Source organism: Pseudomonas sp. UBA6753, assembly GCF_002453565.1.
GTDB lineage: Bacteria > Pseudomonadota > Gammaproteobacteria > Pseudomonadales > Pseudomonadaceae > Aquipseudomonas > Aquipseudomonas putida_Z.
The window spans coordinates 19,168-35,901 of record NZ_DKHD01000011.1; the positions used below are offsets into that span (position 1 = coordinate 19,168).

At 63.3% G+C, this 16,734-nt stretch carries 15 protein-coding genes; 7 read left to right on the forward strand and 8 right to left on the reverse strand.

The features are described 5' to 3' along the window. Window positions 1–66: 66 nt before the first annotated feature. From B2790_RS05135 to B2790_RS05155, 5 genes are all read left to right on the forward strand, one after another. A complete protein-coding gene (locus tag B2790_RS05135; protein WP_025337240.1) occupies window positions 67–1,089 on the forward strand; it encodes a DUF5924 family protein in 1,023 nt (340 codons plus the stop codon). Window positions 1,090–1,291: 202 nt separating this feature from the next. Then, window positions 1,292–2,425: an ABC transporter permease gene (locus B2790_RS05140; protein ID WP_286918394.1), complete on the forward strand. Its 1,134-nt coding sequence runs from the start codon at window positions 1,292–1,294 to the stop codon at window positions 2,423–2,425. Next, on the forward strand, window positions 2,422–3,213 hold the full coding sequence (locus B2790_RS05145) for an ABC transporter ATP-binding protein (RefSeq protein WP_015268492.1): 792 nt from the start codon (window positions 2,422–2,424) through the stop codon (window positions 3,211–3,213). The genes B2790_RS05140 and B2790_RS05145 overlap by 4 nt, the downstream gene beginning before the upstream one ends. Window positions 3,214–3,216: 3 nt before the next feature. Beyond that, window positions 3,217–4,155, forward strand: coding sequence for an MlaD family protein (locus tag B2790_RS05150; protein WP_286918395.1), 939 nt, complete (start codon window positions 3,217–3,219; stop codon window positions 4,153–4,155). After that, window positions 4,152–4,778: an ABC-type transport auxiliary lipoprotein family protein gene (locus B2790_RS05155; protein ID WP_286918396.1), complete on the forward strand. Its 627-nt coding sequence runs from the start codon at window positions 4,152–4,154 to the stop codon at window positions 4,776–4,778. Before B2790_RS05150 ends, B2790_RS05155 begins: the two co-directional genes overlap by 4 nt. A gap of 140 nt (window positions 4,779–4,918) precedes the next feature. On the opposite strand, the gene B2790_RS05160 is transcribed toward B2790_RS05155, so the two are convergent. The 6 genes from B2790_RS05160 to B2790_RS05185 form a co-directional block, all read right to left on the reverse strand. After that, on the reverse strand, window positions 4,919–6,148 hold the full coding sequence (locus B2790_RS05160; protein ID WP_075046866.1) for a nucleoside recognition domain-containing protein: 1,230 nt from the start codon (window positions 6,146–6,148) through the stop codon (window positions 4,919–4,921). A 270-nt stretch (window positions 6,149–6,418) separates the two neighbouring features. Further along, entirely contained in the window at window positions 6,419–7,747 is a 1,329-nt protein-coding gene (gltP, locus tag B2790_RS05165) for a glutamate/aspartate:proton symporter GltP (protein WP_025337235.1), read from the reverse strand. 745 nt (window positions 7,748–8,492) lie between these two features. Then, window positions 8,493–8,963: an inhibitor of vertebrate lysozyme family protein gene (locus B2790_RS05170; RefSeq protein WP_025337234.1), complete on the reverse strand. Its 471-nt coding sequence runs from the start codon at window positions 8,961–8,963 to the stop codon at window positions 8,493–8,495. A gap of 2 nt (window positions 8,964–8,965) precedes the next feature. After that, complete coding sequence (locus B2790_RS05175; RefSeq protein WP_003252966.1) at window positions 8,966–9,127, reverse strand: DUF1328 domain-containing protein; 162 nt, start codon at window positions 9,125–9,127, stop codon at window positions 8,966–8,968. Between the two features lie 41 nt (window positions 9,128–9,168). Further along, complete coding sequence (locus B2790_RS05180; protein WP_286918397.1) at window positions 9,169–9,459, reverse strand: hypothetical protein; 291 nt, start codon at window positions 9,457–9,459, stop codon at window positions 9,169–9,171. A gap of 174 nt (window positions 9,460–9,633) precedes the next feature. Further along, window positions 9,634–10,455, reverse strand: a complete 822-nt coding sequence (locus B2790_RS05185) for a BON domain-containing protein (RefSeq protein ID WP_025337232.1) — start codon at window positions 10,453–10,455, stop codon at window positions 9,634–9,636. Between the two features lie 213 nt (window positions 10,456–10,668). Between B2790_RS05185 and algB the strand changes: the two genes are divergently transcribed. Both algB and B2790_RS05195 read left to right on the forward strand, forming a co-directional pair. Further along, window positions 10,669–12,015 (forward strand): sigma-54-dependent response regulator transcription factor AlgB, encoded by a 1,347-nt coding sequence (algB, locus tag B2790_RS05190; RefSeq protein WP_025337231.1) that lies wholly within the window; start codon window positions 10,669–10,671, stop codon window positions 12,013–12,015. Continuing rightward, complete coding sequence (locus B2790_RS05195; RefSeq protein ID WP_286918398.1) at window positions 12,012–13,793, forward strand: KinB sensor domain-containing domain; 1,782 nt, start codon at window positions 12,012–12,014, stop codon at window positions 13,791–13,793. The genes algB and B2790_RS05195 overlap by 4 nt, the downstream gene beginning before the upstream one ends. A gap of 121 nt (window positions 13,794–13,914) precedes the next feature. On the opposite strand, the gene B2790_RS05200 is transcribed toward B2790_RS05195, so the two are convergent. Next, window positions 13,915–15,519, reverse strand: a complete 1,605-nt coding sequence (locus B2790_RS05200) for an EAL domain-containing protein (RefSeq protein ID WP_025337229.1) — start codon at window positions 15,517–15,519, stop codon at window positions 13,915–13,917. Window positions 15,520–15,939: 420 nt separating this feature from the next. Next, entirely contained in the window at window positions 15,940–16,728 is a 789-nt protein-coding gene (locus tag B2790_RS05205) for an N-acetylmuramoyl-L-alanine amidase (RefSeq protein ID WP_025337228.1), read from the reverse strand. Between the last annotated feature and the right edge of the window lie 6 nt (window positions 16,729–16,734).

Genomic DNA, 16,734 nt, shown 5'->3' on the forward strand with positions numbered 1-16,734 from the left:
GTGGGGAGCGGGCGCGCCCGCGAAGAGGCCAGCACAGTCACCTCACCCATTCTGTTGTAGCCCCCAATGCCCCAAATCCCCCACATCGTCCAGCGCATCATCGAACTGCTCAAACGCTACCCCGGCATCATCGCGCTCGGTGGTTTCCTCTCCGGCATCGGCAGTTTCATCTTGGTCGACCGTCAGGCTGGCCTGGCCAGCTGGGTAGCTGTGCTCATGCTGGTCAGCTGGCTCTGGCTGATGCTGGAAAACACCCTCACCGGCCTGTTCGCGCGCACCTTCAACCGCGAAATACCGCAGCCATTGCTGCGCTACGCGACGCAGATGATCCACCAGGAATCACTGTTCTTCGTACTGCCGTTCTTCTTCATCACCACCACCTGGAACAGCGGCCAGCTGGTGTTCACCGGCCTGCTCGGTGCCGCTGGGCTGATTTCGATCATCGACCCGCTGTACTACAAGTGGCTGGCACCGCGGCGCTGGCTGTTCCTGGCGCTGCATACCCTGACCCTGTTCGCCGCCCTGCTGACCGCGCTGCCGATCATCCTGCACCTGACCACAGCGCAAAGCTTCAAGCTGGCCCTGATTGCAGCCATGGCCCTGTCATTCCCCAGCCTGGCCAGCAGCTTCCCGATCAACAACTGGCGCCGCGCCGTTGCCCTGGTGCTGGTCACCCTGTCGGTCGGCGGCGGGGGCTGGCTGCTGCGTTCCTGGGTGCCGCCAGCGACCCTGTGGATGACCGAAGTGGCAGTAAGCACCGAAGTGCTGAACCGCCAGCCGGGCGATTCGCTGGACGAAATTGCTGCCAGCCGCATCCGTAGCAGCGGCCTGTACGCCTATACCGCGATCAACGCGCCACGCGGCCTGAACGAGCGGATCTACCATGTGTGGCAAAAGGACGGCCAGGAAGTCGACCGCATTGCCTTGGACATCCACGGCGGGCGCAAGGAAGGCTACCGGGCCTGGACCCACAAGCAGAACTTCCCGCCGAACCCGGTGGGCAAGTGGCAGGTGAGGGTACTGACCGAAGATGGGCAGGTCATCGGCGTGCTGCGCTTCAAGGTGGTCGACGAAGCGCCCGCGGGGTGAGTGAAAGGGGCCGCTTTGAGGCCCATCGCCGGCCAGCCAGCTCCCACAGGGCCAGCGACAACCCGCTCCATGTGGGAGCTGGCTTGCCGGCGATGGGCTGCAAAGCAGCCCCCAAGGTCCGTGAAGACAGCACATAATCACCAAACAGCCCATGCCCGCTGCGCTATGATCAGGCCCTAAGTCTTAGCGCCGAGTCAGTAGCATGGAGCCGATGACCACCCCCAGCGCCACACTGGACACCAGTAGCCAACCGGCCTGCCTGCGCATTGCCGGTGACTGGACCCTGGCGCACTACGCCAGCCTCAAGCGTGAGAGCGAGCGCCTGCGCGCGCAATACGCTGCCGATACCGTCGCCGACCTCAGCCAACTGGGCCGCCTGGATACCGCCGGTGCCTCGCTGCTGGCCGAACTGCTCGGCTCCGAGCGCCTGTCGCGCTGCACCCACGGCCTGCCCGAAGCCAGCCGCGCCCTGCTCAAGAACGTCTACTGCTCGGTGCAGGACTACTGCATCCCGGTCAAGGAGCCCGAGCGTAACGTGCTGCTGTTGCTGCTGGAACGCATCGGCTGCGCCGTCGGTACCTTGTGGCAAGACACCCTGCAGGTGCTCGGCTTCGTTGGCCTGATCCTCGAAACCCTGCTGCGCCGCGCCCTGCAACCTCATCGCTGGCGCTTCACCCCGGTCGTGGCGCACATCGAGCAGACCGGCCTGGACGCCGCGCCCATCGTCGCCCTGCTGACCTTCCTGGTGGGCGCGGTGGTGGCCTTCCTCGGCGCCACGGTGCTGGCAGATTTCGGCGCGACCATCTTCACCGTCGACCTGGTGGCATTCTCGTTCCTGCGCGAGTTCGCCGTGCTGCTGACCGCTATCCTCATGGCCGGCCGCACCGCCAGCGCGTTCACCGCGCAGATCGGCTCGATGAAGGCCAACGAGGAAATCGATGCCATCCGCACCCTTGGCCTGAACCCCATGGAGATGCTGGTGGTGCCGCGCGTGCTGGCGCTGTTGATTTCGCTGCCCTTGCTGACCTTCATCGCGATGATTTGTGGCATCGTCGGCGGTGCGGTGGTGTGCGCGCTGTCACTGGATATCTCGCCAGCCATGTTCCTGTCGCTGCTGCAAAGCGACATCGGCGTGCAGCACTTCCTGGTCGGCCTGGCCAAGGCACCGTTCTTCGCCTTCCTGATCGCCGCCATCGGCTGCCTGGAAGGCTTCAAGGTCAGCGGTAGCGCCGAATCGGTTGGCGCACACACCACCTCGGCGGTGGTGCAGTCGATATTCGTGGTCATCGTGCTGGATGCGGTGGCCGCACTGTTCTTCATGGAGATGGGCTGGTGAGTGGCCAGGAACGCGTGATCGAGGCCCGCGGCATCTGCAACCGCTTCGGCCGCCAGAGCGTGCACGAAAACCTCGACCTCGACCTGTATCGCGGCGAGATCCTCGCCGTGGTCGGCGGGTCGGGCAGCGGCAAGTCGGTGCTGCTGCGCAGCATCGTCGGCCTGCGGCGGCCCGACGAAGGGCAGATCAAGGTGTTCGGCCAGGACCTGGCCGGCCTGCGCGAAGAGCAGCGCTCACTGGTCGAGCGGCGCTTCGGCGTGCTGTTCCAGAAGGGCGCGCTGTTCTCTTCGCTGACCGTCACCGAAAACGTGGCGTTGCCGCTGATCGAGCACGCCGGGCTGTCCCGCGCCGATGCCGAGCACCTGGCCGGAGTGAAGCTGGCCCTGGCCGGGCTGCCGATCTCGGCCGCCGACAAGTACCCGGCCTCGCTGTCGGGGGGCATGATCAAGCGCGCCGCGCTGGCCCGGGCCCTGGCACTGGACCCGGACATCCTGTTCCTCGACGAACCCACCGCCGGCCTGGACCCGATCGGCGCCGCCGCCTTCGACCAGTTGATCCTGACCCTTCGCGATGCCCTGGGCCTGTCGGTGTTCCTCATCACCCACGACCTCGACACCCTGTACACCATTACCGACCGCATCGCCGTGCTGTCGCAGAAGAAGGTCCTGGTGGCCGGCCCACTGGCCGAGGTCGAGCAGACCAACGACGCCTGGATTCAAGAATACTTTCATGGCCCACGCGGGCGCGCAGCCGAGCAGGCCGCCACCCGTGCCGGGCAGGAGCGCTGAGCAATGGAAACCCGAGCCCATCACGTTCTTATCGGCCTGGTCACCGTCATGGTGGTGGCCGGTGCCATGCTGTTCGGCCTGTGGCTGGCCAAGTCCAGTGTCGACGATGCCTTCAAGGACTACGAAGTGGTGTTCAACGAAGCCGTCTCCGGCCTGTCCCGCGGCAGCCCGGTGCAGTACAACGGCATCAAGGTAGGCGACGTGTCCACCCTGCGCCTGGACCCGAAAGACCCGCGCCGGGTACTGGCACGGGTGCGCCTGAGCGCCGACACCCCAGTGAAGGAAGACACCCAGGCCAAGCTGACCCTGGCCGGCGTGACCGGCAACTCGTTCATCCAGCTCAGCGGGGGCACCCCACAAAGCCCCGAGCTGAAAGGCAAGGACGGCAAGCTGCCGGTGATCATCGCATCGCCCTCGCCAATCTCGCGCCTGCTCAATGACAGCAGCGACCTGGTGACCAACATCAACCTGCTGCTGCACAACGCCAACCAGATGTTTTCCGAGGACAACATCGGCCACCTCAGCAACACCCTGTCCAACCTAGACAAGACCACCGGCGCCTTCGCTGGCCAGCACGGCAGCATCACCCAGGCCATCGAGCAACTGGTGCAGGTGGGCAAGCAGGCCAGCGCCACCCTGGCCGAAACCCAGGCACTGATGCGCAATGCCAACGGCCTGCTGGGCAGCGAAGGCAAGCAGGCAATCGGCAGCGCCGAGCAGGCCATGCAGTCACTGGCCGAGAGCACTGCCACCATCAACCGCCTGCTCGAGGACAACCGCGAAGCCATCGGCGACGGTGCCCAGGGCCTGAACCAGCTGACCCCGGCGATTCGCGAGCTGCGCGAAACCCTCAACGCACTCAAAGGCATTTCCCGGCAACTGGAGGCCGACCCTAGCGGCTACCTGCTCGGCCGCGACAACAACAAGGAGTTCCAACCATGAAACCGTCGCTGCGCCTGCTGGCCCTGGCGGCCGCACTGAGCCTGGCCAGTGCCTGCTCGATCCTGCCGCAGAGCGAGCCCGTCGACCTGTACCGTCTGCCGGTGAACCAGCCCGGCCGGACACCGCCGGCGCTGGACTGGTCATTACGCCTGAACAAGCCGCTGGCCAGCGAAGTGCTGGCCGGGCCGCGGATTGCCGTGATTCCCCAGGGCGATGTGGTCAGCAGCTACAAAGGCGCGCGCTGGAGCGATGCAGTACCGGTGCTGCTGCGCAACCGCCTGCTCGACGGTTTCCAGCGTGACGGCCAGGTACAGCGCCTTAGCGCCGACGATAGCAACCTGCAGGCCGACTACGAGCTGGCTGGCGAGCTGCAGGCGTTCCAGGCCGAATACCGCGAGGGCGGGGCGGTGGAGGTAGTGATCCGCTATGACGCACGTCTGGTCCAGGGCCGCAGCCAACGCATTCTGGCCAGCAAACGCTTCGAAATTCGCCAGCCGCTGGCCGACAAGCAGGTATCAGCGGTGGTTGCCGGCTTCGGGAAGGCCTGCGACCAGTTGACCGGGCAGGTGGTGAGTTGGACCATTGCACAGGCGGGTAGTACACAACCCCCATCAGTCCGTTGAGTCAGGCCCGGTTCTATCTCCTGTCAGAGCCTCATCGCCGGCAAGCCAGCTCTCACAGGTACTTCGCATGCCTTGAAGTCTGTGAAGTCAAGGTGGGAGCTGGCTTGCCGGCGATGGGCCGCAAAGCGGCCCCAAAAAGGTCAGGCGAAGAACCAGTAACAGACGAAAATCGCCGCGATCACACCGGAAAACTCCGCCAGCAAGGCGCAGCCGACGGCATGGCGCACGCGCTGGATACCCACCGCACCAAAGTAAACCGCCAGCACGTAGAAAGTGGTTTCGGTACTCCCCTGAATCGTCGCTGCCACCAGCGCCGGGAAGCTGTCCACACCGTGGGTCTGCATGGTCTCGATCAGCATCGCCCGCGCCGCACTGCCGGAGAACGGCTTGACCAGTGCCGTGGGCAGGCCTTCGACGAAGCGGGTGTCCAGGCCCAGCCAGGTCACCGCATGGCGAATGCCGTCCAAGGCCAGCTCCAGTGCGCCTGATGCCCGCAATACACCCACCGCCACCAGCATCGCCACCAGGTAAGGCAACAGGCCCTTGGCCACATCGAAGCCTTCCTTGGCGCCTTCGACAAAGGCTTCATACACCTTCACCCGCTTCAAGGCGCCGATCACCAGGAACAGGATGATCACGCCAAACAACGTGAGGTTGCCCAGGATCGACGACAGGCTGGCCAGCGCGGCCGCCGAGAGGGTGCCGAGAAAGGCCATGAACCCGCCCAGCAGCAATGCACCGGGGATCAGGTAGGCGAGCACTACCGGGTCCCACAGGCGCAGGCGCTGCATCACCGCCACCGACAGCAGGCCGACCAGGGTCGAGACGCTGGTGGCCAGCAGGATGGGCAGGAACACCATGGTCGGGTCCGCCGCGCCTTGCTGGGCCCGGTACATGAAGATGGTCACCGGCAGCAGCGTCAGCGACGAGGCGTTGAGCACCAGGAACAGGATCTGCGCGTTGCTAGCCGTGGTGCTGCTGGGGTTCAGCTCCTGCAGTGCGCGCATGGCCTTCAGGCCGATCGGCGTGGCGGCGTTGTCCAGGCCCAGGCCGTTGGCGGCGAAGTTCATGGTAATCAGGCCCAGGGCCGGGTGGCCGGGCGGAACTTCCGGCATCAGCCGGGCAAACAGCGGGCCGAGCACCTTGGCCAGCCACTCGACGATGCCAGCTTTCTCGGCGATCTTGAGAAAGCCCAGCCACAGGGTCAGCGTGCCGAACAACAGCACCATCACCTCGACCGACAGCTTGGCCATGGCAAAGATGCTCTCGACCATCGCCGCGAAGATGCCGGCGTTGCCGCCTACCAGCCATTGGGCCAGGGCGGACACTGCCGCCACCAGGAAAAAGCCAAGCCAAAGGCCGTTGAGCATCCGTGTGTTCCCCCTGAAAAATGCCCGAATGATAGCGTATCGGGGCGTAAGGCTGGAGACCGCAGACCTGACACAGGACACTGTGGGAGCGGGCGTGCCCGCGAAGTAGGCAACGCGGTGGATGGCACCGGCTTCGCCGGTGTTCGCGGGCAAGCCCGCTCCCACAGGGATCGCGCAGGCCTCGAGAAAAGGGTCCGCGAGCAGCCTGGAATCTCACAGGCAACAAAAAGCCCCGACAAGTCGGGGCTTTGGGTCAAACAGCAGTCAGGCTCAGCGCTTGGCAGCTTCGCCAACCATGGCCGCTTCCTGTTTGCCGGCCATCAGCGAGGCGTAGTACTTCTCGCCCTTGGCGGCGTCGTACATACCCTCCCAGCGGGCGATGACCAGGGCTGCCAGGGCGTTGCCCACAACGTTCAAGGCGGTACGGGCCATGTCCATGATGCGGTCGACACCGGCGATGAAGGCCAGGCCTTCCAGCGGGATACCCACGCTGCCCAGGGTGGCCAGCAGCACCACGAAGGAAACACCCGGTACGCCAGCGATACCCTTGGAAGTGACCATCAGGGTCAGCACCAACAGCAGTTGCTGGCTCCAGGACAGGTCGATACCGTACAGCTGGGCAATGAAGATGGCCGCGATGCTCTGGTACAGGGTCGAGCCGTCGAGGTTGAACGAGTAGCCGGTCGGTACCACGAACGAGCAAATCGACTTCGGTGCACCGTACTTCTCCATCTTCTCGATCACGCGCGGCAGCACGGTCTCCGAGCTGGAGGTGGAGTAGGCGAGGATCAGCTCATCTTTCATGATGCGCATGATCTTGATCACCGAGAAGCCGAACAGGCGGGCAACCAGGCCCAGCACCATGAAGGCGAAGAAGGCGATGGCGAAGTACACCAGCAGCACCAGCTTGGCCAGCGGCAGCAGCGAGCTGAAACCGAAGTTGGCGACGGTCACGGCGATCAGGGCGAACACGCCGATAGGGGCGTAGTTCATGATCATGTGGGTGACCTTGAACATGGTCTCGGAAACCGCCTGGAAGGTACGCACCAGCGGGTCGCGCAGCTCTGCCTGCAGGCTCGACAGGCCCAGGCCGAACATCACCGAGAAGAAGATGATCGGCAGCATTTCGCCACGCATCAGCGCTGCGAAGATGTTCGACGGGATCAGGTTCAGCAGGGTTTCGATGAACGCGTGCTCATGCTGCACTTCGGCCGCGGTAGCCTGGTACTTGGAGATGTCCACGGTACCCAGGGTGCTCATGTCGATGCCGGCGCCCGGGTGGAACAGGTTGGCCAACACCAGGCCCACGACGATGGCGATGGTGGTCACCACTTCGAAGTAGATGATGGTCTTCAGGCCGATGCTGCCCAGTTTCTTCGCGTCGCCAACCCCGGCGATACCCACGATCAGCGACGAAATCACGATCGGGACGACGATCATCTTGATCAGGCGAATGAAGATGTCACCAGCGGGCTGGAGGACGTTGCTGATCCACCATGCCTTTTCTGCACTGAAATGATTCAGTAGCGCGCCGATTGCAACACCCAGGACCAGACCGATGACGATCTGCCAGGCGAGGCTCAGTTTTGCCTTCTTCATGTCTTTACCCTTTGTTCTAGTGGTCATGGGCACCAACGGAAACGCGCGTAACAGAGCCGTTGGCTAGGTCACGAGCAGCAGATGCTTCCGTCCGGCACCTTCATGTAAGGACACCGCAGGCGAGCGACAGGGCGCTCGGGCCGGCGAAAAAGGCGGCAACTATTGCGATGGCAAAGGGGGAAATCTAATGCCGGAAGCGCATACCCCATGCCGTTTATGCATAACATTTTTGACCAAAACGGGAGGTTCGCAAGTGCTTGATTTACAACGTTCGGAATCCCGAACAAGACCAAACCGCCATATTTAGGCAGATTTGGCAGGGTAAAAAGGACAGGGGCGATGGCTTGTTCGACAATCCGAATGGCCGAAATGCCACTTGAACAAGCGCCAGGTTGATCGAAAAAAAATTGATGTATGGTCGAGACAAAATGTGTCTCGAAGAGAAAATCGCGCAGGGAAGAGACGTTTCCTACATGGCTCCTCGGAAGTCAGGTCTGGTCAGATGCCCCTATGGCATCGCCGACCTGAAACTTCCGATTCCGCCTTTCCTGACCCGGCCCATTGCTGGAGGCACTCCCTGTACCCCTAGGCCACTCCGATCCTGTAACAATCAGAACAGCCCGGCCCCTTGGTCATGTGCAGCCCCTCCTCGGGGCGGCGCATCATAGAAGGCTGAAAATATAGAAAGGTTCAGCTTCTATTTCGTGACAGTGCATGACCTTTCCTCCGTACCGGGTGCAAATGCTCAGTACCAGTTCGGGTCACGCTTGAGCTGCTCCTGCAGCATCGCCTTCATGCCGTCGTCCGGCTTACCCAGCCAGCGGTACTGCGCGTGACGGGTGGGCGACTTGTCGCTCGGCAAACCTTCGGGTACCTCCACGAGCATCCCGTAGGCATCGTCCTTGTCCCAGCTGAACGCCACGATCAGGCGCTTGTAGGTGCAGTTGTCCTGGCGTTCGCACAATGGGCCGACCAAGTACTTGTCGCCGTCTTCGGTAACGGCAGACATCTGCTGCTGGGCACTGCCGGTCAGATTGACCACCCAATCAGGCAGACGTTCCTCGCCTTCAATCGTGTCCTGCCAGGTTTCCCGGTACTCCGGGTCCGAGCCGAGCAGCTGGTCGACCCGGACCTGGCCGTCATTGGCCGCCATCGCCGCCGCACTGCCGCCCAGTAACAGGGCGGCAGCCAGGGATGTCCAACGCTTCCTGCCCATCTTCAACCTCGTCCACGTCCAAAGAAGAAGGAGGCTACGAACAGCACCAGGAAGACAATGAACAGAATCTTCGCGATACCGGTGGCAGCGCCCGCGATACCACCGAAGCCCAGTACGGCGGCGACAATGGCGATGATGAGGAAAGTGATAGCCCAACTCAGCATGGTGGTTCTCCTTTCTTTTTTGAAATCGTTACGGCCAGCGGTCAGAACACCCAGCGGTCCTGGGGTACGAGCCTTTCCAGGGTGGCCGGTGACGCGGTGGCCTGGCCAGTTGGAAGCGGGTCGGCGGCCTTGATCAAGGTATTGGCACGGGTTGCCTGAATCTGCGTCAACAGGGCGGTCTGCGCCGCCACTTGCTCGGTCAGGCGCGCGGTCTGCCAGCTGTAATAGAAGAGGCCAGCGGCCAAGGTCAGCAACAGCGCCAGGCCGAGTGAAAGCACCTGGCTCAGGGGCAGTGCAGCGCTCTGCAAGCGGTTGACGGATTGGCGGGTCATGCCGGCTCCTCCTGCTGTAATTCTTGTTCAAACCTGAACAGGTAATTGCAGCCTGCATGCCAGCCTTACGAATCAAATAAAATTAATTTAAATCATATAGTTATGTGAATAGTGCAAAACCGGCAAGGACGTATCCTGCACGATGCCGCCCGGGCCGTCGTGCGAATTGCACGATCAGCCCTCGACCTTGGTCGCCACCTTGAGCAGGTCGGCATCCACCCCGCGCACGCCGATGATCTGCCGGGCGATTTCCACGGCAATGGTTTTCTGCTCACTGCTGACCACCTCGCCCGAAAGCCGCACTAAACCCTCCTCGCTGGCCACTTTCAGGTTCAGGCCATCGAGGTTACGGCTGAAGCGGTAGCTGTTCTGGATCTTGTCGATGATCCAGCTGTCGCTCGGTTGCGGCCCAGTCGGCGTCCCCACCGGGGTTTCCCGGGCCTTGGCCATGGCGGCGCTATCGAGGCTGACCAGGTTGTTGACCAGGTGCACACCCTCGGTGGTACGCGCCACCACGCCGGCCAGCTCCTTGGCCTCGGCACTGTCGACCTTGCCACGCAGGGTCACCACACCTTCGCTGCTCTGTACATCTATAGGCGCCTTCTCGGTGGTGCGGCTCCATAGCAGCCGCGCACGGATCACCGCAGCCAGGGTGGCGTCCTCCAGGCGCTGGGCATAGGCACGCAGCGCCAGCGGGCGCTCCACCAGTTGGGCATTGACCCGCAGCTGGTTGTCGACTTGCTCGATGCCACGGGTAGCCAGCGCCACATGCTCGGCCAGCTGGCGTTCGACGTCGTTCTCCACCTCACCGGAAAGCCGCGCCTGCTTGCCGTCCACCTCGACCTGGATACGGAACGGGTCGAGCATGCGGTTCAGCGACAGGGCAGTTTGCAGGGCCCCCTCCAGGCGGGCGTCCTGCACCGGGCCGGCGAATGCCGGGGTGAACATCGGCAGCAGGGTGGTTGCCAACACGGCGGTGCGAATGGAAAAGGACATGGCAGTGCCTCCTTTTGTAGAGCAAAAGCTAAAAATCCTCGCAACCAATGTGCCACCGCGGACCTCTAAGGAAATCATCGGGATATCGCGGCCCTCCAGGCGTTGATTGGCCATTGGCTAGCATGCAAAGGACAGGTTCCTTCACAATGGACCATGCAACTTGCCCGATTTTTCCCACACTAAATGAAGATCTTTCCTAAAGGAGCGCAGCACATGGAGTCAGCCCAGGACAACCAAGGCCGCATTCTGCTGGTGGATGACGAGTCCGCGATCCTGCGCACCTTCCGCTACTGCCTGGAGGACGAGGGCTATAGCGTGGCAACGGCCAACAGCGCTGCTCAGGCCGAAGCCCTGCTGCAGCGCCAGGTATTCGACCTGTGCTTCCTCGATTTGCGCCTGGGCGAGGACAACGGCCTCGATGTGCTGGCGCAGATGCGTATCCAGGCCCCCTGGATGCGGGTGGTGATCGTCACCGCACACTCGGCGATCGATACGGCGGTAGATGCGATCCAGGCCGGCGCCGCCGATTACCTGGTCAAGCCGTGCAGCCCCGACCAGCTGCGCCTGGCTACCTCCAAGCAGTTGGAAGTGCGCCAGCTTTCCGCGCGCCTGGAGGCCCTGGAAGGTGAAGTGCGCAAACCCAAGGACGGCCTCGACTCGCACAGCCCGGCCATGATGGCGGTACTGGAAACCGCCCGCCAGGTCGCTACCACCGACGCCAACATCCTCATCCTTGGCGAGTCGGGCACAGGTAAAGGTGAGCTGGCCCGGGCCATCCACGGCTGGAGCAAGCGCGCGCGCAAATCCTGCGTGACCATCAACTGCCCGTCACTGAACGCCGAGCTGATGGAAAGCGAGTTGTTCGGCCACACCCGCGGCGCCTTCACCGGCGCCAGCGAAAGCACCCTGGGGCGAGTCAACCAGGCTGATGGGGGCACGCTGTTCCTCGACGAGATCGGCGATTTCCCACTGACCTTGCAGCCCAAACTGCTGCGCTTCATCCAGGACAAGGAATACGAGCGCGTCGGCGACCCGGTCACCCGTCGCGCCGATGTGCGGATTCTCGCCGCCACCAACCTCAACCTCGAAGAGATGGTGCGTGAAAGCCGCTTCCGCGAAGACCTGCTGTATCGCCTGAACGTCATCACCCTGCACCTGCCGCCCCTGCGCGAGCGCAGTGAAGACATCCTGACCCTGGCCGACCGCTTTCTCGCCCGCTTCGTCAAGGAATACTCCCGGCCTGCCCGGGGCTTCAGTGACGAAGCCCGTACGGCCCTGCTCAACTACCGCTGGCCCGGCAACATTCGCGAATTACGCAACGTGGTGGAGCGGGCCAGCATCATCTGCCCGCAGGAACGCGTGGAAATCAGCCACCTGGGCATGGGCGAGCAGCCCGCAGGCAATGCCCCGCGGGTTGGCGCCGCGCTGAGCCTGGATGAGCTGGAACGCGCCCACATCGGTGCGGTGCTGGCCGCAAGCGACACCCTGGACCAAGCCGCCAAGACCCTGGGGATCGATGCCTCCACCCTGTACCGCAAGCGCAAGCAGTACAACCTATGAGGTGGCCGCCCATGAAGCTGCGCACGCGGCTTTTCCTCAGCATTTCGGCGCTGGTCACCGTGGCCCTGCTCGGGCTGCTGCTGGGCCTGGTCAGCGTGCTGCAGATGGCCACGGTGCAACAGCGACTGGTGCGCGATACCACCCACGCCCTGGAAATTGGGCTGAAGTTGCGCCAGAACCTTGGCGAACAGTTGACCCTGATGCTCGATGACGAGACCGCCCCGGAAAACCTGCGGCTGCTGCAGGACAACTTCCAGACCCTGCTCAACCAAGGGCTGGACCAAGGTGGCGAGCGCACCGGCTTCAGCAAGGCCAGCAGCAATTACCAGGCTTTCCTCCAGGCCTACCGCGACAGCCCGGCGCCTTCGCGCAGCATGGGGGTTGAACAACCACTGGGGGCCGCGTTCAACCAGGTCCGCACCGACCTGATCGATTCCCACAAGCAGGCCTTGGAGCACATCACCCGCAGCGAGGAGCACACCCGCGACCACGCCTTGCTGGTCAGCGGCGTACTTGGCCTGATGGGCTTGGTGGTGCTGGTACTGGGCTTCATCACCGCGCACAACATTGCCCGGCGCTTCGGCCAGCCGATCGAAGCCTTGGCCATAGCGGCCGACCAACTCGGCAAGGGTAATTTCGACGTAACCCTGCCGGTCACCCAGGCCACCGAACTGAACCAGCTGACCCGCCGCTTCGGCCTGATGGCCGATGCCTTGCGCAAGCACCAGGCCACTAACGTCGATGAACTGCTGGCCGGCCAGCAACGCTTGCAGGCGGTGCTGGACAGCATTGACGATGGCCTGCTGATCATCGACCGCCAAGGCCGGCTGGAGCACCTCAACCCGGTGGCGCAACGCCAGCTGGGCTGGACCGATAGCCGCGTGGGCAGCAGCCTGGCCGAAGCCCTGCAGCGCCCGGAGCTGGAGCAGCAGCTACGCCAGGTACTGCGCGGCGGCAACCTCGACCGCCAGCCGGACGACCTGAACATGGAGGTCGATGACGAAACGCGTCTGCTCTCCTACAGCCTGACTCCGGTCAGCCACCCGCAAGGGCCGATCCTTGGCGCGGTGATGGTGCTGCACGATGTGACCGAGCAGCGAGCCTTCGAACGCGTGCGCAGCGAATTCGTGCTGCGCGCTTCCCATGAGCTGCGCACCCCGGTGACCGGCATGCACATGGCCTTCGGCCTGTTGCGCGAGCGGCTCAAGTTTCCGCCCGAGGCGCGCGAACATGACCTGCTGGAAACCATCGGCGAGGAAATGCAGCGCCTGACCCAGTTGATCAACGACCTGCTCAACTTCAGCCGCTACCAGAGCGGGATGCAGAAGCTCGAGCTGGCTCCCTGCGCCATCGACGAATTGCTGGAGCGTGCACAACAGCGCTTTGCCGAGCCGGCGGTGAACAAGCAGATCGAACTGATCACGGAGCTGGAGCTACCGCTACCGCGTATCCAGGCCGACGTCGCCCAACTCGACCGGGTGCTGGATAACTTGTTGCACAACGCCATCCGCCATACCGCCAGCGGCGGGCGTATCCGCCTGCATGCACGACGGCATGCGGAGCGGGTGATCATCAGTGTCGAGGACAACGGAGAGGGCATTGCCTATGGGCAACAGGGGCGCATCTTCGAGCCCTTCGTGCAGGTAGGGCGCAAGAAAGGCGGCGCGGGGCTGGGGCTGGCATTGTGCAAAGAAATCGTGCAGTTGCACGGCGGGCGCATGGGCGTGTTTTCCCGACCGGGGCAGGGAACCCAGTTCTACATGGCACTGCCGGTCTGAATGTTGCCTGTCCTGGCCCCATCGCCGGCAAGCCAGCTCCCACAGGGAACGCACCGCACCTGAGGCCATTGCAATACCTGTGGGAGCTGGCTTGCCGGCGATGAGGCCGGTGCACGATCACTCAATGCTCAACCCGCCGCGGCAGCCGTCCGCGGGTCACCAGCTCGGCAAACTGCCGGGCATTCAGTGGCCGGGCAAACAGCCAGCCCTGGCCATAATTGACCCCTTCGCTGTTCAGCAGCACCGCCTGGTCTTCACACTCGATGCCTTCGGCAATCACCCGCAGGTGCAGGTCGTGGGCCATGCGGATGATATGCGGGGCAACACCGCTGCTGGCGGCGTCATGCCCAAGGGCATCGATGAAGGCCTTGTCGATCTTCAGGCAGTCCACCGGCAGGGTCTGCAGGTAGGCCAGGCTGCAATAACCCGTACCAAAATCGTCGATCAGCACCTGATGCCCTACTGCACGTAACGCCTGCAGATTGTCGCGCGCCACTACCACATCGATCAGGCCGCGCTCGGTCACTTCGAAGGCAATCTGGCTGGCCGCCACCCGGTGCATTGCCAGCAAGCGCGCAGCTACCCGGCCAATACGCGGCACCATCACATCGCAAGCTGCCAGGTTCACCGAAATGTACAAGTTGGGGTGCGAGCGCAGCAGTTGCCCTAACTGTTCCAACACACGCTGCAGGACAAAGTCGGTGATCTGGCGAATCTGCCCGGTGTTTTCCGCCAGCGGGATGAACAGGTCCGGGCTGGTCAGGGTGCCGTCCGGGCGACGCCAGCGCACCAGGGCCTCGGCCCCGACACAGCGCCGGCTGTCGAGTTCGAAGATCGGCTGGTAGAGCACCTGCAGTTCGCCGCGGCGCAAGGCATTCTGCAACTCCGAGCTCATCGACCGCCGCTGCAGGATCAGTTGCAGCACCAGCCAGCCAATACAACAGGCCGCCAGCACACTGCCGGGGAACAGCAGCCAGAGCATGCCATTCATCCTCAACGGCAGGCTCGCTCGCGGGGCAATCAGCACCAGCTGGTAGTCCGGTGACTTGGTCGGCATGCGGTAGATCAGGCGGTCGCTGAGCTCGAGCAGCGACTTGTGGCTGGTCGACCAGGCCGAGGGTGGCGGCCATACCTGCGGTGGGCCCAGCACGGGGATGGCCCGGGTACCGTTGTCCAGCACTACCACAAGGCTGCCGCCAGGGGGCAGGTCGACCACATCGGTCAGGTGACCACGAGAGGTGGATACCACGAACTTGCCCCGCCCCAGCATCAACGCGGCCAGGTTTTCGTTCGGCTCGGTCGTTGTGTTCAGCCAGTAGCTGTAGGTCGGCCCCTGGATATCGGGGACCCGCAAGGGTTCGAACGCCCGCTCATCACCGCGGTTCGAACAGGCAATATCCCCATCCACGTATGCCGCTTCATAAATGAAGCGTGAACTCAGGCCTACCTGCTGCAATGCCGTCAGCATCGCCGGGCTGCAGCCACGCAAGGGCTGCGCCTGCAGCAGGTCGACCCCTTCGCGCAACTGGCCGAACACCTGCTCGAGGCGCTCGAGAAAGCGCTCGCCCTGGGCATTCATCTGTGCGCTCTCGCTTTGCTTCATCTGTTGCAGGGCAATGCCGATGCTGGCTGAGAGCAACAGTGCCGCGCTGGCCAGTGCTGCCAATGTGGCCAGCATCCAGGGACGGTAAAAAATTTGGCGCATCAAGGCGATGAAGGCTGACATCGAGGGCATCCAGTTGATAACTAAGGTATAGCAACTGAATCAGGAATCACCTCGCCGTTTGGCGTTTCGTTCGCTTGTTGGGAGATGGCCGTCTCCCAAGGCTGCGCTGTCGCGCAGAGAACCCGATTTGCAGGCGCTACGCGGACTCTGTGGGAGCGGGCGTGCCCGCGAAGAAGCAAACGCGGTGGCTGGCACCGGCTACGCCGGTGTTCGCGGGCGCGCCCGCTCCCACAGAACTGCACATAACTCATTGAGTTAGCAGGGACCCTGTGGGAGCGGNNCCGGTGCCATGCACCGCGTTGGATTCTTCGCGGCTAAAGCCGCTCCCACAGGGTACGAGGATCGCTTGCGAATTCAGTTATCTGTGCGACAGCGCAGCCCAAAGGGCTGGGCAATCTCCCACAGAGCCTCCCTGGCGGCTCAACGCATCCGGTTGAGCACCTGCAGCATCGCCGCCGTCTGCGCATCCGGCATGCCATCGAAGCGCTGCGGGCGGAAACGCATCTGGAACGCGGCGATCACATGGCGGGTGGCAACATCCAGTACCCCGGTCTGCTCTATCGCATAGCCAAACCGCGCCAGCTCCTGCTGATACCAGCCAACGCTCGGCGGGTTGACGCTGAAATAGGCTTGCTGCCGTGCCACGGCATTTGCATCCGGCCACACACCCAATCCGGCGTCGGCCAGGCGCTTCCATGGGAACAGCGGCCCCGGGTCAAGCTTGCGCAGCGGCGCGATATCGCTGTGGCCAATGATGTGCCGTGGCTCGATGTTGTTGCGTTTGACGATGTCCTTGAGCAGCGCGATCAGCGACTGGACCTGCGCTTCGCTGTAAGGGTGCCAGACCCGGCCATTCGGCGTGTCGGTGAAGCCCGGGTTGACGATTTCGATACCGATGGACGAGGAGTTCAGCCAGGTCCGCCCCTGCCACTGGCTATCACCGGCATGCCAGGCGCGGCGGTTTTCATCCACCAGCTGATACACCGTCGCCGGGCCGTCACCAATCAGGTAATGGCTGCTGACTTCGCCATGGGTCAGCAACGCCAGGGAACGCTCCAGCGAAGCATTGGTGTAATGCAGGACAACGAACTGGATGCGGTTGTCCTGGTTGACCGAAGGGTGGCTACGGTCGATGCGCAGGCCTGTCGAGCAACCGGCGACAGACAACAGCAGGAAGGAAATCAGGGTTTTTTTAAGCGTGGAGAGCACGTCAGT

Coding starts and splice junctions, on each gene's coding strand:
- B2790_RS05180 (WP_286918397.1), bottom strand. CDS start 9,459: ATGACCCGCCAATCCGTCAACCGCTTGCAGAGCGCTGCACTGCCCCTG.
- algB (WP_025337231.1), top strand. CDS start 10,669: ATGGAGTCAGCCCAGGACAACCAAGGCCGCATTCTGCTGGTGGATGAC.
- B2790_RS05135 (WP_025337240.1), top strand. CDS start 67: ATGCCCCAAATCCCCCACATCGTCCAGCGCATCATCGAACTGCTCAAA.
- B2790_RS05170 (WP_025337234.1), bottom strand. CDS start 8,963: ATGGGCAGGAAGCGTTGGACATCCCTGGCTGCCGCCCTGTTACTGGGC.
- B2790_RS05195 (WP_286918398.1), top strand. CDS start 12,012: ATGAGGTGGCCGCCCATGAAGCTGCGCACGCGGCTTTTCCTCAGCATT.
- B2790_RS05140 (WP_286918394.1), top strand. CDS start 1,292: ATGGAGCCGATGACCACCCCCAGCGCCACACTGGACACCAGTAGCCAA.
- B2790_RS05155 (WP_286918396.1), top strand. CDS start 4,152: ATGAAACCGTCGCTGCGCCTGCTGGCCCTGGCGGCCGCACTGAGCCTG.
- B2790_RS05175 (WP_003252966.1), bottom strand. CDS start 9,127: ATGCTGAGTTGGGCTATCACTTTCCTCATCATCGCCATTGTCGCCGCC.
- B2790_RS05160 (WP_075046866.1), bottom strand. CDS start 6,148: ATGCTCAACGGCCTTTGGCTTGGCTTTTTCCTGGTGGCGGCAGTGTCC.
- B2790_RS05150 (WP_286918395.1), top strand. CDS start 3,217: ATGGAAACCCGAGCCCATCACGTTCTTATCGGCCTGGTCACCGTCATG.
- B2790_RS05200 (WP_025337229.1), bottom strand. CDS start 15,519: ATGTCAGCCTTCATCGCCTTGATGCGCCAAATTTTTTACCGTCCCTGG.
- B2790_RS05185 (WP_025337232.1), bottom strand. CDS start 10,455: ATGTCCTTTTCCATTCGCACCGCCGTGTTGGCAACCACCCTGCTGCCG.
- gltP (WP_025337235.1), bottom strand. CDS start 7,747: ATGAAGAAGGCAAAACTGAGCCTCGCCTGGCAGATCGTCATCGGTCTG.